The sequence below is a fragment of the Acinetobacter sp. FL genome (assembly GCF_040744925.1).
In the GTDB taxonomy this organism is placed as follows: domain Bacteria; phylum Pseudomonadota; class Gammaproteobacteria; order Pseudomonadales; family Moraxellaceae; genus Acinetobacter; species Acinetobacter radioresistens.
Genome location: NZ_CP160437.1, coordinates 973485 through 993137, shown reverse-complemented (window position 1 = coordinate 993137; position 19653 = coordinate 973485). Strand labels below are relative to the sequence as shown.

General features: G+C 41.3%; 14 protein-coding genes. 4 read left to right on the top strand and 10 right to left on the bottom strand.

The window, feature by feature from the left end; translation table 11 throughout:
• Positions 1-11 precede the first annotated feature (11 nt).
• The 5 genes from pstA to ABZP31_RS04480 form a co-directional block, all read right to left on the bottom strand.
• On the bottom strand, positions 12-1409 hold the full coding sequence (gene pstA / locus ABZP31_RS04500; protein ID WP_034683133.1) for a phosphate ABC transporter permease PstA: 1398 nt from the start codon (positions 1407-1409) through the stop codon (positions 12-14).
• Positions 1406-2785 (bottom strand): phosphate ABC transporter permease subunit PstC, encoded by a 1380-nt coding sequence (gene pstC / locus ABZP31_RS04495; protein WP_005015049.1) that lies wholly within the window; start codon positions 2783-2785, stop codon positions 1406-1408. Before pstC ends, pstA begins: the two co-directional genes overlap by 4 nt.
• A 100-nt stretch (positions 2786-2885) precedes the next feature.
• The gene (locus tag ABZP31_RS04490; RefSeq protein ID WP_248134019.1) at positions 2886-3917 is read right to left on the bottom strand and encodes a substrate-binding domain-containing protein; all 1032 of its coding nucleotides are present in this window, start codon (positions 3915-3917) and stop codon (positions 2886-2888) included.
• Between the two features lie 810 nt (positions 3918-4727).
• Positions 4728-6110, bottom strand: a complete 1383-nt coding sequence (locus ABZP31_RS04485) for an amino acid permease (protein ID WP_005025310.1) — start codon at positions 6108-6110, stop codon at positions 4728-4730.
• Between the two features lie 148 nt (positions 6111-6258).
• Positions 6259-7980 (bottom strand): thiamine pyrophosphate-binding protein, encoded by a 1722-nt coding sequence (locus tag ABZP31_RS04480; RefSeq protein WP_248134017.1) that lies wholly within the window; start codon positions 7978-7980, stop codon positions 6259-6261.
• 136 nt (positions 7981-8116) lie between these two features.
• On the opposite strand from ABZP31_RS04480, the gene ABZP31_RS04475 reads away from it, so the two are divergent.
• Positions 8117-8596, top strand: coding sequence for an Lrp/AsnC family transcriptional regulator (locus tag ABZP31_RS04475; protein ID WP_248134015.1), 480 nt, complete (start codon positions 8117-8119; stop codon positions 8594-8596).
• A gap of 104 nt (positions 8597-8700) precedes the next feature.
• On the opposite strand, the gene ABZP31_RS04470 is transcribed toward ABZP31_RS04475, so the two are convergent.
• Both ABZP31_RS04470 and ABZP31_RS04465 read right to left on the bottom strand, forming a co-directional pair.
• On the bottom strand, positions 8701-10233 hold the full coding sequence (locus tag ABZP31_RS04470; RefSeq protein ID WP_248134013.1) for an aspartate aminotransferase family protein: 1533 nt from the start codon (positions 10231-10233) through the stop codon (positions 8701-8703).
• Positions 10234-10236: 3 nt separating this feature from the next.
• Entirely contained in the window at positions 10237-11610 is a 1374-nt protein-coding gene (locus ABZP31_RS04465) for a diaminobutyrate--2-oxoglutarate transaminase (protein WP_005025302.1), read from the bottom strand.
• A gap of 469 nt (positions 11611-12079) precedes the next feature.
• Here ABZP31_RS04465 and ABZP31_RS04460 point away from each other — a divergent pair, with 469 nt between their 5' ends.
• Positions 12080-12781, top strand: coding sequence for an SIMPL domain-containing protein (locus tag ABZP31_RS04460; RefSeq protein ID WP_005025299.1), 702 nt, complete (start codon positions 12080-12082; stop codon positions 12779-12781).
• A 371-nt stretch (positions 12782-13152) separates the two neighbouring features.
• Here ABZP31_RS04460 and ABZP31_RS04455 read toward each other — a convergent pair whose 3' ends face one another.
• Both ABZP31_RS04455 and ABZP31_RS04450 read right to left on the bottom strand, forming a co-directional pair.
• Positions 13153-14265 carry an acyl-CoA desaturase gene (locus tag ABZP31_RS04455; protein WP_005404239.1) on the bottom strand — a complete coding sequence of 371 codons (1113 nt, stop codon included), beginning with the start codon at positions 14263-14265 and terminating at the stop codon, positions 13153-13155.
• Positions 14266-14284: 19 nt separating this feature from the next.
• Complete coding sequence (locus ABZP31_RS04450; protein ID WP_005025296.1) at positions 14285-15340, bottom strand: iron-sulfur cluster-binding domain-containing protein; 1056 nt, start codon at positions 15338-15340, stop codon at positions 14285-14287.
• Positions 15341-15546: 206 nt separating this feature from the next.
• Here ABZP31_RS04450 and fabR point away from each other — a divergent pair, with 206 nt between their 5' ends.
• Together fabR and ABZP31_RS04440 are read left to right on the top strand one after the other, a co-directional pair.
• Positions 15547-16173: an HTH-type transcriptional repressor FabR gene (gene fabR, locus ABZP31_RS04445; RefSeq protein ID WP_227499290.1), complete on the top strand. Its 627-nt coding sequence runs from the start codon at positions 15547-15549 to the stop codon at positions 16171-16173.
• Between the two features lie 175 nt (positions 16174-16348).
• Positions 16349-16738, top strand: coding sequence for a hypothetical protein (locus tag ABZP31_RS04440; RefSeq protein ID WP_248134007.1), 390 nt, complete (start codon positions 16349-16351; stop codon positions 16736-16738).
• Positions 16739-16798: 60 nt separating this feature from the next.
• On the opposite strand, the gene rapA is transcribed toward ABZP31_RS04440, so the two are convergent.
• Complete coding sequence (rapA, locus tag ABZP31_RS04435; RefSeq protein ID WP_010700104.1) at positions 16799-19636, bottom strand: RNA polymerase-associated protein RapA; 2838 nt, start codon at positions 19634-19636, stop codon at positions 16799-16801.
• Positions 19637-19653 lie beyond the last annotated feature (17 nt).

The following is a 19653-nucleotide window of genomic DNA, read 5'->3' as shown; positions in this document are numbered from 1 at the left end:
CTTGTCCTCAATTACCAGCGCACTTCAAATTTCTTACGTAACCAGATGGCCAAGCTGTTTAGGCCAATCATGAGTGCCAGCAGCACAATAATGGCGGCGGCTGTACGCCCTTCAAAAAAGTTACGTAATTCATTACCCTGCCACAGAAAAATCTGTACAGGTAAAGCCGTGGATTGATCTAATGGAGAGGTTGGCACACTGGCCACAAAGGCACTCATACCAATCAATAATAGAGGAGCTGTTTCGCCTAGTGCCTGCGCTACCCCAATAATTGCACCGGTTAAAATTCCTGGTAATGCAAGAGGTAACACATGATGAAAAATAGTTTGTACACGGGATGCACCCAAACCTAATGCAGCTTGACGAATTGAGGGAGGTACAGCTTTTAACGAGGCCCGTGTTGTGATAATAACCGTAGGCAATGTCATCAAACTCAGTACCAGACCACCCACTAACGGTGCCGATAATGGCAGATGCATCCAGCCAATAAAGATCGCAGCACCTAGTAAACCAAATACAATTGAAGGTACAGCGGCCAGGTTATTGATATTTACTTCAATAATATCGGTAATATAATTTTTTGGCGCAAATTCTTCCAGATAAATCGCACTTGCCACACCGATTGGAATCGAGATAAAGATGACAATCAGCATCATAAACAGCGAACCCATAAAAGCGCCAGCCAGTCCTGACGTTGCAGGAGAACTACGCGAATCGGGATTCGTAAAGATTTGAGTATTAAATGAAGTGGTCAATACACCTTGTGCTTCCATTTCATCTGCAAGCTTGCGTACTTCTGGACTTAACTGCTGCTGCTCATCCGGAAGATCACGGTCAATCTGGCCACGCACCCAGACATCCACATTGGCATCAGCCAAAATCTTGATGTCTTGCGTTTTACCAATTAAAGCGGGATTTTCAAATACCATATCGCGTAATCGGTAAGATTCCGAGCTGGTATAAATCTCCCCTAGCTCATCACGCTGTGGCGCCAGTGCAGGTGCTTTAGAGATAATACCATTTACGATCAAGGCATCCCAATCTACCATACCCATCTTTGTTTGCCAGGCAATATAACGCTCTTGGAACTGGGCTGGACTTTCGCCTGCTTTTTGAACTGGACGTGGTCCGGCATCAATAATATTAGGGTCAAAATATACAGGTACCGACATACCAGCTTGCCAGAACGCGGGCAAACCTTTAATCAGAATACTGCCAAACAGTAAAGCCACAAAGAATAGCCCGGCCATTACTGCACTAAAGCCAGCAATACGGAAGATTTTCTCTTTACGATGACGCTTACTGAGTGATTTGGCAATTCTGTCTTTACGTTTTGCACGCAAATCGGCAGCAGCTTGAGCATCGAATATATCTTTTTGGCCCAGCGGAGAAGTATTGGATGTGCTCATTCGTATTGCTCGCGGTATTTACGCACAATGTAAAGTGCAACAATGTTAAGACCCAAAGTAATTACAAACAGGGTTAAGCCCAAGGCAAACGCCACCAGTGCTTGTGGACTGGCGAAATCAGTGTCACCAGTAAGCTGGTTAACGATAGTAACTGTTACTGTAGAGACAGCTTCTAGCGGATTACCGTGCAGGATTGGACTGTTACCCGCAGCCAGCACCACGATCATGGTCTCGCCAATGGCACGTGAAGCAGCTAGCAAAAAGGCACCAATAATTCCGGGTAAAGCTGCTGGAAGTACCACCTGCCGAATGGTTTCAGACTTGGTCGCTCCAAGTCCCAGTGAACCATCCCGTAGTGAACGCGGTACCTGAGTAATAATGTCATCTGACAGTGAAGAAACAAAAGGAATAATCATAATTCCCATCACAAAACCGGCAGTCAGTGCACTGGTTGCATTGATATGCAGGCCAACCGTATCTCCCAGCATCTTAAAGAACGGGCCAATGACCATTAAAGCAAAGACACCATAAACAATCGTCGGAATACCCGCCAGAATCTCAATAGTGGGCTTCGCCCAGGAACGTAAACCTGGAGATGCATATTCAGCCAGATAAATCGCAATTAACAGTCCAATTGGGACAGCTACCAGCAAAGCGATAGCACTGACCATGAGTGTGCCCCAGATCAGTGGCAACAAACCATAACTGCCTTCTGCGCCACCTGATGTACTAAAGCCCGGATTCCATTCTGTTCCAAAAAAGAATTCCAGAGGGCTGACGAACTGGAAAAAGCGCATTGCTTCACTAAACATCGAAAGTACAATGCCAATCGTGGTCAGAATAGCAACCCCTGAACATAAAATCAGGCCAATATTAATGGCTTTTTCGACCTGATTACGTGCTCGGTACTGCTGACTTACATGTTTTTTTGCCCAGACCAGACCACCTAGCGCTACAGCAATAACCACAGCCATTTTGGCAAAGTTACCAATCATCTGGAATTTGGCTAACTGTTCTGCCGCTGCAACTTCATAAGCTGCTGGTTGATCACTTACCCCAAAACCTGATGCAATTGCCCTGATTCGCTCAACGATAACATCCAGTCCAGCAGGGTCCAGTGCCGCTACAGTCGCTGCCGGTATATTATTAAGGATAATATGCTTTAGAATATTTGGCTCAACCAGATTCCACACAATTAAAATTATAAAAGCCGGTATACCACACCATAATGCAACCAGTGCGCCATAATAGCCCGGACGCGAATGCAGACTGGCAGAATTATTTTCTTTACCTGCCAGTTTACGGCTTTTGGTGAGCCCGACCTGATAAGCAATTGCAATCAGCGCCAGTAATACTCCAATGAGCAGCAGATTCATGTATTCTCCACAATTCTTTCACATGACCGCATGAAAAAATCTTATTTATGCGAAAGCTGATGGCAGGTTCTCCCTGCCATCAGTCTTGAATAAGTCCACCTTACTGAACAGTTTTACCTGCTTTAAAATTTGCCAGTACTTTGGCACGTTCTGAGTCAGACAGTGAAATCAAGCCAGCCTTTTCAAGTTTAGAACCTTTACCTGAAACCTTTTTATTCAGGAAGTATTCTACATACTGCTCAAGTCCTTTGATTGATTTCAGGTGCTCACCTTTTACATAGAAGAACAGTGGACGGGAAACAGGATACTTACCAGAAAGGATAGTTGCTTCAGACGGTGTTACATTATTTACTGTTGCTACACGCAGGCGGTCACGGTTCTGGTCATAAAAACCTAGACCAAATACACCAACTGCGCTCGGATTTGTTTTCAGACGGCTGAGTGTTTCAGTATAGTCACCTGAGATTTCAATGACACGACCATCTTTACGGAAAGTCGAACATACAGTTTTTTGATTATCTTTATCTAGATTCTTGTTGTACTCATATGCCTTACAGCCCAGATCAACCATTTTTTCCTGGAACACTTCACGTGTACCATGGTTAGATGCAGGAATAACCAAAGTAATCGGTTCATTTGGCAAGGTCTTGTCAATCTGGTTCCAGCGAGTATACGGGTTAGCAACCAGTTTACCTTTAGAAGGCAGTTTTTCTGCCAGTGCCGCATATACATGGTAAGGCTTTAACTTGAATGCTGCCTTGTTGGCATTTGATGCAAATACAATACCGTCATAACCGATCTTGATTTCCTGAACTTTGTTTACACCAGCTTTTTTACAGCTAGCAAGTTCAGTATCTTTAATTTCACGTGATGCATTTGCAATATCAATTGTATTGTCGCCTACACCCTGACAGAACTGTTTTAGTCCGCCTGAAGTGCCACCAGAACCTACAACTGGTGTTTTAAATTGTGGAAAAGTATTACCAAACTCTTCAGCAACAATACTCGCATATGGAAGGACGGTTGAAGAACCGGCAATCTGAATGGTATCGCGAGCCGCATTCGCGGTTGTTGCTGCAGCTGCCCCAGTAACTGCTAAAATGATGCCAACATGACGTGGATTTAAGCGCATTCTCTTCTCTCTTAATTTTGCAATTTTTCCGTACTCCACTTGTTTACAGTGTTAGTACATTTTGGATAAGTGCATTTTGAGTTTAAAATATGACAAATAAGTTACACCTTTATGACACTTTCATGATCTCATCTAGAGCACTTCATATATTAAATTAACTATATAATTATATTAGAATTTTTATTTTAAATTTTTTCAAATAACAAGATTAACATTTAAAATTATATTAAAGAGATTGGGTCAAACATTTAATCCCGATGTCTTATAAACTAGAATTAATTCTGTATCACTTTTATTAAGGTAGTTTTTCACTGTAATAGATCTATACAGATTCTGAGTTATCTTAAAAAATTTCAGTATGACTAATCTATAAAAATTAGAATTGAGCTTTCTATATTTAGAAGAGGTGAGATAGCTCATTACATAAATAGTGTACTAGCTAGCAGATATTTAAGCCTAATAAGAATTTTATCAATAGGTTCCCTGCTATGGGAGTGCGATCAAGCAGAGCGTTTGTATACCTTCTCCAGACCTATAAATAGAAATTTATAGATCGAAGTATTCTAATAGGCTCAGTTAAAAAAATTTTAAAGGAAAGTGTTGAATACCTGAAATCTAAAAACTGGACCATTGGTTTATAGATTTGTCTTAAAATATTTATTGTTCATTAATTTATAGTTTTAACATAAAAATATAAAATCCAATTTAAAATCAGGACTTACTCCAGTTTTCAAATCTCCTCTTGAATTGATAAAAAGAGATCATTCGATCTCTCTTTATATAGAAAACAAAATACTTAAATAACTGTTTTTAAGGATTAGGCTGGATCCCGCCAGTCAATATAACATTTCTTTTGCGATAATAGACAAAATACATAATGGCCAGTGCACTGAGCCATACAGGTGCCAAAATAACGGCTGAGCGCATATCTGGTGTCAGGCTCATGATCGTTAAAATGAAAAACATAAAAGCAATCGTTAAATAATTTGTCCAAGGACTGGCAATAGCTTTAAATGCAGTCAGCCTGTGTTGCTGCTTCATCACTTTTACAAACTTCAAATGAGTGACTGAAATCATAAGCCAGTTAATTACTAATGCAGCAACCACCAGCATCATAAGAAAACCAAACGCTTTTTCTGGAATAATATAGTTAATAACTACGCAAAGTGCAGTAATCGAACCGGATACAGCCAAGGCTGCGACTGGAATTCCACGATGATTCACTTTTTTTAGAAACTGCGGTGCATTGCCCTGTTCTGCCAGTCCGTGCAGCATACGACTATTACAGTAAATACAACTGTTATAAACTGAAACTGCTGCGATCATTACGACCAGATTCAAGACATTGGCTACACCATGATTATTTAAAGACTGGAAAATTAGTACAAATGGGCTCCCCCCTTGTGCCACCTGATTCCAAGGATATAAACTCAACAGAATACCGATTGCGCCAATATAAAAAATCAAGATACGGTAAACAATCTGGTTCGTAGCTTTTGGAATATTTTTCTCAGGATTTCGTGTTTCTGCGGCTGCAATTCCAATTAGCTCTAGTCCGCCAAATGCAAACATAATAGCTGCCATAGCCATTACCAGGCCAGAAATACCATTTGGGAAAAATCCGCCGTGCTGCCATAAATTGGCTATTCCGGCTTCTGGCCCAGCGGCACCTGAAAACAATAAATAGGCACCAAAACCAATCATGCTCAAGATGGCAATAATTTTAATGCAGGAAAATAAAAATTCTGTTTCTCCAAAAAAACGGACATTAATAAAGTTAATGCCATTAATCAGTATAAAAAACCCCATTGCAGTAATCCAGGTGGGTATTTCAGGCCACCAGAACTGTATAAATGTTCCAATAGCACTCAATTCAGCCATGCTTACCAGTACATATAAAACCCAGTAATTCCACCCAGACATGAAACCTGCCATACGGCCCCAATATTTATTAGCAAAATAGCTAAATGAACCGCTCACAGGTTCCTCTACCACCATTTCTCCCAGTTGACGCATAATGAGGAAAGCGATGATGCCTGCAATTGCATACCCCAGTAAAACTGAAGGGCCAGCAAGTTTAATGGTTTGTGAAATTCCCAGAAATAATCCGGTTCCAATAGCGCCTCCTAGTGCAATCAGCTGTATATGCCGGTTAGAGAGACCTTTCTTCAATGTATTTTGATTTGTGTCCACAGTTTTATCTCCATTGAAGGCGTAATATCCTTTACACCCTTTATCATTGTTTAGAGAAATTAAGTCAGGAGCACCGAGTAAAAACCAGTGCTCCTCAAGGTCGGATTAAAATAATTTATAAAAAAATAACCGATTGATTTTTAAAAAATTAGAAAGATATTGCATTTTTGCATTCTACATAGTGCTGTTGTGTTTTAAGTTTTTGGTAGCCGAAATTACCATAGTCATAACGCGCTACGACATCAGCAAATTTAAGCAGGCTCACCGGAGCATCCATTGCCGGTAATTTAAGTTCAATCAGGCTTAAACCATCATATGCCTCTACCTGATCTAACGCATTTTTTAGCTGGCCAGCGGTCTCGACCATAGAGGTCTGATATTTTTCTTTACCATTGAACACCTGTACCAATTCAGTATATTTCCAGTTCTGAATATCGTTATAGCTGGCATTTTCACCCAGAATTAATCGTTCAATCGTATAACCCCCATTGTTGAGTACAAAAATAATGGGTTTGAGACCATAACGGATAATCGTAGAAAGCTCCTGCACTGTAAGTTGCAATGAACCATCGCCAATAAATAAAATTTGCCGACGTTTTGGTGCAGCGAGCAAACTGCCAAGTAATGCAGGCAAGGTATAACCGATTGAGCCCCATATAGGCTGGCAGATATACTTGGCAGTTACCGGTAAACGTAGCCCAGATAATGCTGTATTTGATGTTCCCACTTCACCCAGAATTACATCATCTGCTTTAAAGAAATTACCAATATATTTCCAAAGGATTTCATGCGACAGCTTCTGGTGTTCTGCTACCTGAATTCGCTCAGTGGCTGGCGTCTCAAGTGTAGGTTTAAGTGACTTTTTAGCTGTGACCCGTAGATTCAGTGCTGTCAGCAATTCGCCCATTTCAATTCCCGGGAAGTTTTTACGTGCAGTATTGACTTCATACCGTTTAATTTCAATATAGCTGTCTTTATTGATTTTATGTGAAAACATACCTGTACCAATATCGGTAAATCTGGCTCCGATTCCAATCAGGCAGTCTGTACATTCGATCAGGTTTCTTACAGATAGTTGACTGGCCGCACCAACATACACACCTGCATAATGTGGTGATGATTCATCCATAATATTTTTAGCTGTGGGAAGACAGGCATAAGAGATACCTGTTTTGGCAGAAAGTTCAGCTAATAATGTTGTGACATTAAAAATATCGGCTTCATTATCAATTAGTAGAGCAGGTTTTTTTGCTTGAGATAAGCATTTAAATAATTCGTCTACTGCCTGTTCAAGTATTTCAGGATCACTTACCGGACGTTCCAGACACAGCGGTTGATCATCTATCTGAATCTTCACATGGGTAATATCGGAAGGCAGCTGAATATGTACCGGACGGCGTTCTAGTGCGCACTGGCGCAGTACCCGGTCAATTTCTGAAGCAGCATTGGCAGGTGTCAGACGGGTCTGGGCTACCGTAAACTCACGCATGCAGTTCATGATATTGTCATAATTACCATCAACCAAGGTATGATGTATTAAAGCACCCTGAGTAACAGCATGCAGTGGTGGAATGCCTGAAATATGGATCAGGGGTACATTCTCTGTATAGGCCCCCGCAATTCCATTAATGGCGCTCAGGTCACCAACACCGTAAGTGGTGGCCAATGCAGAGAAACCATTAATACGCGCATAACCATCAGCAGCATATGCTGCGTTAAGTTCATTACAGTTACCAATGAATTCAATTTTCGAATCAGCTTCAATTTGTTCCAGATAAGATAGATTGAAATCACCTGGCACACCAAAAATATGCTTGATACCCAGTTCGCTTAACCGTTTATTTAAAAAATTACCGATTTCCATGAACATTTTTATCATCCTTCTCATCTATTTTTATTCCATAGAAAGATAATATTTCATCTAAAACTTATATTTCATGCATAATAGAAACGGATTTTAATAAAAATACATGATATGTGTATCATAAAGGAATAAGGTGCATATAATGGATAAATTTGACTGGCAAATCATTCAGGCGTTGCAGAGAAATGGCAGATTGACCAATCAGGAAATGGGTGAGCTTATTGGACTGTCAGCATCACAATGCTCGCGCAGACGGCAATTTCTAGAACAGAAAGGAATCATCATCGGGTATACCGCACGTATTCACCAGCAAGCCTTAGGCCTTGAAGTTACTGCAATGGTCCATGTAAATTTAAGAGTACATGAAGCCAAAAACCAGCTAGCATTTCAGGAGCTGATTGAAAGTGAAGAATGTATACAGGATGCTTTTTCTTTAAGTGGCGATGCAGATTTTATTTTAAAAGTAGTAGCAGAAAATCTGGAGCAGCTTTCGCACTTTGTGACAGAAAAGTTATTATCTTGTGATTTTATTGGTCACATAAAATCTTACATTGTTTTGAAAAAATTTAAAGAACAGAATCACTTTATGCTCAAGAATAAAGTTCCCTCCTATATTTCCTAAATTATTCCATACGAAAAAATCTATTACGAGAGAAACTCCAGGTTATTAATCCACCATAATAAAAAGCCGGTATCATAGACACCGGCTTTTAATAGGAATAATGTTTAGGCAATCGGCGGAGTATAACTACCCTGCTGGATTGATTCCTTGATTCGGTCAGCTTCGGTTAAAACCAGATCAAGTAAATTCTTTACATTTTCTAGTGTTGCTACCGGGCTCAAGGTCGTCATTTTCAGAGACTGTACCTGCCCCACTTTAGTTACGCCAATATTAGCTTCACCGCGGGCAAACAGCTCATCTGCTACATTCTGATTCAATGCATCTAAAAATTCAGCTGGATATCCTGCTGGAACAACACGGAACAATACTGATGCGAATTGTGGTTCAACCAGAAGTTCCAGACCATCAGTTGCTTTGATATAGTCTGCTACTTCACGTGTCAATTTCACGCCATGATCAATCATTGAACCATAAAGCTCTTCACCCAGTGCTTCAACTGTCATCCACAATTTCAACGCATCGAAACGACGTGTTGTTTGTAAAGACTTAGACACCAGGTTCGGCACACCGTGCTCTTCATCATAGGCTGAGTTCAGGTATTCTGCTTCATAGTGCATGAAACGGTAGTTCGCTTCATCTTTAAGCAAAAATGCGCCACAAGAAATGGTTTGGAAATAATGCTTATGAAAATCCAGTGTCACAGAATCAGACAACTCGATACCATCTAGCATAGAGCGATAATCATTAGACAGAATCAGCGCACCACCCCATGCTGCATCAATATGCATCCATGCACCATATTTATTGGTGATTTCACGGATCTGTTTTAATGGATCGATTGCACCAGCATCAGTTGTACCTGCGGTTGCCACTACACATGCCACAATCTTGCCTTCAGACTGAAGGTAAGCCATGGTTTTTTCCAGTGCATCGACATCCATCTGGGCATTTTCGTTCACAGGAACAGTGACTACTGACTGGAAACCCATCCCCATCATTGCCATGTTCTTCTGCACAGAGAAATGTGCATTTTCAGAACAGATGACTTTGACATTACGCATTGCTTCTGCAGGAATACCATCACGCTGAACAGACCACGGATTACCGTTTTCATCTTTCCAGTTTTTCGCGATGCAGGCATCACGCGCAAGTAATACGCCCATCAAGTTTGATTGTGTACCACCTGAGGTAAATACACCTGCCTGACCTGAACCATAGCCTACTTTTTGGCGTAACCAGTCGATCAGTTGCACTTCCATCAATGAACCGGCTGGGCTTTGATCCCATGAATCCATTGACTGGTTAGTTGCATTGATGAGTACTTCAGCAATCTGGCTTGCTACCATAGTTGGGCAATGCAGATGCGCCAGCGAATGTGGATGGTGTACTTTCAGACTTTTATTCAGAAAAAGCTCAACCATACGTTCAAGCGATTTCTGTACACCCAACCCTTCTTTAGAAGGATGAAAGGCGATTGCTTCACGGAGTTCCTTGATACTGCCGCCAGTATACATTTTATCGTTTTGCAACCATGCTGCTACGGCTTTAGTCGCCTGTTCCATTGCTGACTCATAGTCAGCAATGGATTGAGCATCATTGCAGAGTAACGCTTTACGGTGTTCTGCAAAATCTACCATGAATTATGCGCCTCGAACTGCAACAAGAGCTTCAGCAACTGCTTTCTTAAAGCGAGCAATTACTTCTACACATTCTTCCTGAGTAATGATCAGCGGACAAAGTAAACGAATTACTGTACCGTTACGACCACCTTTTTCAAGCAGCAGTTTATGATTAAAACACGCTGCCTGAATTGCAGCAGCCAGTTGACCATCAGCAGGATAAGCACCAATATGATTTGGCTGCTGGCGCTCGTCAACGATTTCAATACCGATCATCAAGCCGCGACCACGTACATGGCCGATACATGGAAATTCAGCTGCCAGATTTTTCAGTTCAGACTGCAAGAACTCACCACGATCATGAGCATTCTGTGCAAGATTTTGCTCTTGAATAACCTGAAGTGACGCAAGGCCTGTACCCATGGCCAGTTGGTTACCACGGAATGTACCAGTATGGCCTGCTGGCTGCCATGCATCAAACTTGCGCTTAATACCTAAAACTGCAAGTGGCAAGCTACCACCAACTGCTTTAGACATCACCACAACATCAGGTTCAATTCCAGCATGCTCAAAGGCAAACATCTTACCTGAACGCGCAAAGCCTGCCTGAACTTCGTCCAGAATCAACACGATATTGTGTTTTTCAGTCACTTCACGAATCTTTTGCAGCCATTTAGTTGGGGCAACAACTACGCCACCTTCACCCTGAATTGCTTCAAGAATAACAGCCGCCGGCTTGGTAACACCACTTTCAACATCTTCAATAAACTGTTCAAAGTAATAAGTTAAAGCGTCTACGCCCGCTTCACCACCTAGACCCAATGGGCAACGGTATTCATGCGGATACGGCATAAACTGTACACCCGGCATTAAACCATTGACTGCATTTTTAGCAGACAGGTTACCTGTCATGGCAAGTGAACCATGTGTCATGCCATGATAGCCACCAGAAAAACTGATAACAGAGCTACGACCAGTATAGGTTTTTGCTAGTTTAATCGCTGCTTCAGTTGCATCGGCGCCTGATGGACCGCAGAACTGTAAACAGTAAGCTTCCTGACCACCTGGCAGAGATGCCAGTAGTGCTTCAGTAAAAGCATCTTTCAAAGGAGTCGTTAAATCCAGTGTATGTAATGGAAGACCACTTGCAAGTGTCTCCTGGATACTTTGAATCACCGCAGGATGATTATGACCTAAAGCCAATGTACCTGCCCCAGCTAAACAATCAAGGTACTTTGTACCTTCCACATCGGTAACCCAGCAACCATGTGCTTGTGCGATCGCTAACGGCAATTTGCGCGGATAACTACGTACATTCGATTCCATCTGACTTTGGCGAGTCAAATAATATTCGTTGGTGGAATTGGTGGCAGGGTTTACAGAAGTAACGCTCATATCGGATTACCATCTCTGATAAGGGTAAAAGAAAATAAGTCTGGTGACTTTTGGTCCTTTGACTCGGTGCTTGTTAAGAATCTAGTGAAGACACAAGGTTTTAATATCTTATTACTAGGAGCGCGATGATACCTAATTTTTAAAGAAAAAAAACATTTTTTGTGTACTTTCATAACCGCGTTTTATTGGAAAAAACGTAGAGGTTAAGCACTAAATAAAATTATCTATTGAGTATGTGACACGCTCAAGAATTTACCAAATCAACTATACATAATGGTCAACTCATGATTACAAGCTATTACTTTTATAAAATACTGATAATAAAAAATTTATCCTTAAATATTTTTTATAAAATGCTGACTTGGCTATTACAAAGCCACTACGATTTCTTCAAAAATTCAACATTTGTTATCATTAATATATTTATATAAAGCAATAAAACTTTCTAAAACGAACAAAAGGCTCTCTCATGCGTTATCTTGCTCTTGCCACCTTAGTTACCACTGCTGCTCTTAGTACTCATATTTTTGCTCAGGAAAATGAGAAACTGAATTATAACCTGGTCAATATTCAGGCCGAAGCGAGCCGTCAAATTTCAAATGATGAAATGCATGCTGTACTTTTCATAGAAAAAAGTAGTAAACAGCCTGCCGAGCTTTCCACACAGATTAATCAGTTAATGAACTGGGCCATGAATATTGCGCGTAAATATCCGCAGGTTAAGGTAGAAACAGGTTCACAAACAACCTATCCGGTATATGACAATGATAGTCGTAAACTCAAAGAGTGGCGTGGTCGTGCAGAAATTCAGCTGGAAGGTACAGATTTTCGTATGACCAGCCAACTCATTAGTGAACTGCAGCAACAATTCCAGACAGAATCAATTAATTTTACGGTATCCGATGCGCAGCGCAAAAAAGTTGAAAATGAGCTGATGGTAGAAGCTTCCAAAAACTTTCAGCAGCGTGCACAGCTGCTCTCGCAAGCATGGAATAAAGGCTCATATAATCTGGTTAGTTTAAACCTGAATACCAATAATTATTTCCCCCAGCCTTTAATGCGCAGCAGTATGGTAAAATTTGCTACAGCTGAGGCTGCTCCTGTACAGGATGTTGCCGCTGGTGAATCTAAAGTTACAGTTAATGCTAACGGTACCATTCAGTTCAGATAATCTATTTTTTGCTAACACTGCCTGAAAGTTAATTTCTTTCAGGCATTTTTTTATACACTAACACCGGTTTTTTCTTTCTAGATATTAAATTTTAAAAATTCTTTTTACATAGAGACCAAGAAAACTAAGGCTTATATAAATATCTGAAAATTCCTATATTAACTTTAAAAAATATAAATAAATTAGAAAGTTATTAAAGGTTAATTCTTCATACTTCTCAATCCTGAGTATATTCATCAGTATTTTCTATTTACAGAAAATAAAATTTGAGTTTTAGAGAATAAGAAAGGCTATCTATTTAGATAGCCTTTGTGATAGTTAAGCAGACGCTTAAATTGGTTTTACAATATCTTGGTCTAACTGTTTTAACTTTATTTCTTAAAGGGAAAAGCATATTTAACAATACGCCCTACCACTTGACCAAACTGTTTGGCTAAACTGGCATTATTATAATTCAGACCAAACTTGTTACAGACTGCTTCAACCTTAGGCGCCATTTGACGGTAACGGCGTGCAGGTACGTCTGGAAACAAATGGTGTTCAATCTGATGGCTTAAATGGCCTGTTAAAATATGAAATGCTTCTGAGCCTTTAAGATTTGATGAGCCACGAATTTGACGCATATACCAATGGCCACGGCTCTCATCTTTCAGAACAGTTTTTGGAAAAACTTCCACATCCTTGGTAAAGTGTCCGCAAAAAATTACACTGAAGGTCCAGATGTTGCGCACACCATTCGCTACCAGATTACCTGTAAATACAGGTAATGCTGCTGGTCCGGCAATTAGCGGGAAAAATACATAATCTCGGAACAACTGTTTAGTAATTTTTTTCTGTAACGGTTTCCACTCTTCTTTAAACTCTTCTTTTGATTTGCGCTTCATCCAGACTTTACCAATCTCAAGATTCTGGATAGCGACACCCCACTGAAACAACAGGCAGAATGGAATACTATATAGGGGCTGTAATAAAAAGCCTGGTTTCCAGCGTTGTTCTGGAAATAAACGTAACAAGCCATATCCGATATCATCATCCATACCCTTAATATTGGTATAGGTGTGATGTTTATAGTTATGTGTCTGACGCCAGTTTTCAGAAGTCCCTACAATATCCCATTCATATTTCGGACCATTGAATTTCGGATCATTCATCCAGTCGTACTGACCGTGCATAACATTATGGCCAAGTTCCATATTTTCCAGAATTTTGGAAAGGCTTAACAAGCCAGTGCCCAGTACCCAAGCAGGTGGAAACCAGCCAGCAAACAATAGTGCACGTCCAGCTGCACCGGTATAGCGGATAGTTGAATAAATACGACGAATATATTTGGCATCTTTCTCGCCAATATCATCTAATACTTCCTGCTTGATGGCATCCAGCTCTTTGGCGAGCTGATTCATTTCATCTGCAGTTAACTCTCTATTTTTAGGATTTTTAAAAAACTGGTTTTTTATAGGTTTTGCTGTAGAAAAATTTACTGACATATTCATAATGCAAACTCACTCAAAGATCAATAACAAGGTCAGTCTGTGCGGAACTCACACAAAGTTTCAGCAGGTTTCCAGGCTCGGTACTTTCAGCACCATTCACAAGATTTCTAGTTGAACCTTGCACTTTGTTACATGCACATTTATTACAAATACCCATACGGCATCCATGTTTTGGTTTAAGGTTCATTTGTTCCAAACCTGCCAAAATAGACTGACCTTTTGGGATGGCGACTGTTTTCTCGCTTTGTAGCAAAGTAATATTTACGAAACCTGTATCAGAAGAATCAGCCTGACTTAAACTGAATGCCTCACCTTTGAATAGCACTGCCTGACTGAATAGCTCTTCAGCCAGAGAGACAAAACCTGATGGACCACATGCGTATACCGCGCTCTGTTCAGGCTGGCTTACCAAAGATAAATGTTCAGTATTTAAACGCTGATCTGTCTGCTGAGTATAAAAAATCTGGAAGCTGAAATTTTCATTTGTCTCAGCAACTTTTTTAAAGTTTGCTTCAAAAGCTGCATCTTCATAATCTTTAACCCAATACAGCAACTGAACTTTAGCTAGAGCATCAGGCTGCTTTGCCCACGTTTCAATCATGCTTAACATTGGTGTAATACCACTACCGGCTGCCAGCAGCACCAAATTTGAAGCTTCGGGTAATATCATATCGCCATAGGGTTGGCCGAATTCGACCAGATCGCCTACTTGAGCATGTTTAGCCAGCCAGTTACTCACTACGCCCTGTTCAACCTGTTTTGCAGTTAATAAGACATGCTGCTCATCTATACGATGCAGGCTATAACTACGTTCATAACGTCGCCCATCTATTTCTATAAATACGGGATGATGCTGACCCGCCTGCCCCATACGAAAATGTCGGTTACACTTTATTTTCAGACTGAATATGCCATTTGCCGCTTTTTCTTTATGCACAATCTGTCCTAATGACTGGTTAACTGACCATAAAGGATTTAGTTTCTTTAGCCAGAAATTTGCTGCATCCGTATCGAATACGGAACTAGTTAAAAAGGATAAAGGCGAATGTTGCTTTTTTAGAGCTTGCATAGTACATCTGAACTCTGTGGTTTTTAATTATTATACACATGTATATACATTTGTATATAAGTTTATCTGCTGTATTCGTTTCACAACGTTACGCTCTACCGCTATAATAGAATCACTCTTTCAATGTATTGAAATATATGAGCGCATCTTCAATTTCGGCCGAACTAGAGCTAGATACTCATGCAGAAACTGTTCTGCATGAAAAAATGCCTGTACGTACGGTCGGGAGAAAAGCAACCATTACCAAGGAAGAACTGTTTCAGGCGGCTTTAAATCTGATTGGTCCACAAAAAAGTATTTCTTCTTTAAGTCTGCGCGAAGTTGCGCGTGAAGCAGGAATTGCACCTAACAGTTTTTATCGGCATTTCAAGGATATTGATGAACTGGCAATTGCCCTGATTGAACGTTCGGGTATTGTATTACGTCAGATTCTACACCAGGCACGTCTTAAGGCTCTGAAACAGAGTAGTATTATTCGGAGTTCAGTGAACGTATTTATAGAGCAGTTAGATGCAGATGAAGGTAACCTCAGCCTGCTATTACGCGAAGGTTATACTGGTTCACAATCTTATAAGGCAGCAGTTGACCGACAGCTCAACTTTTTCCAGCAAGAACTCCAGGAAGATCTGGTGCGACTGGAACGCTTAAATCATAGCAATATGGCACATCCAGATATAGCAGCAAAAGCTATAACACAGCTGGTGTTTAATATGGGTGCACAGGTTATTAATTTGCCATCAAGTGACCGGCAGGAAATTGCCGAGCAAACTATGATCATGATCAGAATGATTCTTGAAGGTGCCCGTCATCTGGATGAATCAAAAATTCGATAATCTTTTTATAGAGCAGTGAAAATAGCGGCTAAATAGGCCGCTTTCTTCTTTCCAAAAATTCAGTTTAAATCTGGTTATTTAAAATATTTACTGCATTTATTTACGCTTTCATTGTAGTTATTTGCGGTAAAAACAGCTATAAAAAATCCATCTGGTGAGTTTTAAAGGAGCTGAAATGCGCCTGATCAATACTTTCCCTAAACTTCGGCAGCAGAATATACAACTGGATTTGTCTCAGCCTAAATCCTGTATTTTAGAAACTATCCATCAAAACTGTGAGAAATTTGACGCAGATATTATTGTTGCTTCTGAACAGGAGGCAGATTATGCCCTATCGTACGCCTATATTAATCCTTTTATAGCTATAGCCATCAAACGGCCAGCATTAGAAGCAGTTAATTTAGCAACCCTTCCGGCCCGATCACATGTCTGGGTCTATGTAGATGCAGCTCATCCTGCCTATGCAGGTCTAAAGAACCGTTATCGCATGCTAAACAGTGAATATGAATTTGACCATGAAATAGAGCAGCTGGGGCGTTGCCTGTTTCAGTTACCTCAGGCATAAATACAAAATACTTATACAAAGAAAGAGCCTCTACCAAGGAAGCTCTTTCTTTAAATATTTTTAAGGTTTAACAACAACCAGCACCTGAATTGCTTCTGGCGTAACCGATAGGCCATCAAGCAAGTTCAAGCCTTCTCTTTGCAGTTTTTGCAATCGTTCAATCTCGTCCTGCCGGATACTAGGGTTAAACTGTTTCAGATAACTCAGACGGTCAATTTCATACTGCCATTTGCTACCATAAATTTCTTTTGCCTGCTGCTTAAGCTCAGGCAATGCAACTCTGGCAATATCCAGCGCCTGTTTATAACGTGCATCAATGACTTCACGGCGTGCCTTGACCACCTGACGGCAACTATTACCATCCAGATGATGCAGATAAGGTTTCAAAATCGAAGGATCAATCTTTTCAGATAAATCCTGGCCATTTTCACTCAGTAATACACGTACCAACTGTTTTGGCAGACTTGACTGTAAATTTAATGCCTTTGGCGCTACTACATCGACCTTAAACCATATTTCAAGCAATACTGAGCCCTGCTTTAATGCATTCGACTTAAGTACTGCAACATTGGTACTCCCGAAAGACTGTGTACGGATCACTTCCATTACACTTTCAGTAAATGGATGCTCAAGTGTCAGATATTGAGCATCTTCACGGATCTGGGCCTGATCGCGGTAGAAGGTTGCAGTCATGCCTTCTTCATCTAGAGTCAGACCTTGAACCTGCATCTGGTCAGTTGGTTTAATGATTACTGTACCATTACTTTGCTCATCAAAATCAATATTGGTTGAAGCCATAAAACGCTTCATAAACATTGGCAAAGTGGTATTGTCATCATAATCTTCAAGTGCCTGAACAATCTCCTGTGCAACAATTGGCCGACAAGAGTTATATTCCAGCAAGCGGTCACGACCGGCCTGCAGTTCACTCTCCAGTGCCTGACGTTGTACATTCACTTCTTCCAGTAAATCTTCAAAGGTTTGCCCCTGATCAGACAGTAAACAATCCTTCAGCTCAACAATAAAATTTTCCTGCAGAGTCTGTGCAGCTGGTGAAATATTACTAAAAATATTCAATGCTTCATTGTACCAGCGGAACATACGCTCTTGAGCTGTACCCACCAGATAAGGTACATGAATCTGGATACGGTTCTGCTGACCAATCCGGTCCAAACGACCAATTCGCTGTTCCAGAACATCGGGATTCGCAGGCAAATCGAATAAAATCAGGTCAGATGCAAACTGGAAGTTCCGCCCTTCAGAACCAATCTCTGAGCAGAGCAGAATCTGCGCACCATAGCTTTCTTCAGCAAAATATGCAGCAGCCTGGTCACGTTCCAGCAGGCTCATGCCTTCATGGAACATGGCTGTACGAATACCTGCATGTAGACGTAACGCATTTTCCAGCGCTTCAACTACAGGCCCGCTGCGAGCAATGAGCAACACCTTGTTATGTTTCAAGTCTTTGCGCAGCATTTCCATTAACCATGCAACGCGCGGATCACTTTCCATCCATGCGCCATCGATTTGACCTTCTTCCGGCCACATCTGTTCGCGAAGTTTACCGTCCATTGACCAGGTTTCAGGTGCTGGCAACGGTGCCGGACGGCAGTCACGACCTGGAAAGCCCTGGATGGCCTCCCGCGTATTACGGAACAGGATACGGCCAGTGCCATGACGGTCAAGTAACTCGTGAATGGCCCGGAAACGCTGTTCAGGCTGGTCTTCAATCTGGTGGCCCAACAGGTCTTGAACAGCATTTAAATGCTGTTCAGAAAGCGGCTCATCAGACATTAAGACTTCAGCAATCTGAGCTGTATGCTGGTACTGCGCTTCTTCATCCAGAAAACGTTCTAGTGAGCTGAAACGTTGAGGATCAAGCAGACGTAGGCGAGCAAAATGGCTCTCTACCCCTAACTGCTCAGGTGTTGCAGTTAATAGCAGCACGCCCGGGGTCTTTTCAGCCAGTTCCTCAATCAGGTCATAACGGTCATTCCCGCCTTCTTCTTCGCTCCACATCAGGTGATGTGCCTCATCGACAACCAGTAAGTCGAAACCGGCTTCTACCGCCTGTTCACGTAGGTCATCATGATCAATCATCAGATCAATACTGGCAATGATGCATTGTTCGGTCAGAAACGGATTTAACTCAGGATCATGTTCCTTGATCGCGGCAGTACGGGTTAAGTCAAATAGCGAAAATTGCAGATTGAAACGGCGACGCATTTCAATCATCCACTGATATTGCAGTGAATCCGGTACTAGAATTAAAATACGTTCAGAACGACCAGTTTTAAGCTGCTGGTGAATAATCAGGCCAGCCTCAATTGTTTTACCCAATCCGACTTCATCGGCCAGTAAAACACGTGGTGCAAAGCGTTGTCCTACTTCATGGGCAATATAGAGTTGGTGAGGAATAAGCCCGACTCGGGGCCCAATCAGCCCTCGTAACGGGCTGGTCTGCATTTGTGCCTGCATGATGAGTGCTTCAATACGCAGGTCATACCACTCTTTATAGTCAATCTGACTAGCCAGCAGTCGGTCTAAAGGCTTGGAAAGCTGAATCTGGGCACCTACACGGGTTTCATTCAGCGCTTTGCGTTCCTGTTCACCATTTTCCAAGGTACGGACAACATTATAACGAACTACCCCGTGGCGGTCTTCAAGCGACTCGACCAGCCATTTATGGCCTTCCTGATCCTGAATTTCATCATTAATATTGAAAATGATACGGGACAATGGCGCATTATTTCGCGCATAAACACGAGTTTCATCGCTTTTTGGGAATAAAATGCTGATCGATCGCTCATCAACATCAATAAGAACACCTAAACCGAGTTCTGTCTCTGTATCTGATAACCAACGTTGACCAATAGCGAACTGCTGCAATTTTTCCACCTTTATTTCAAGTTAGC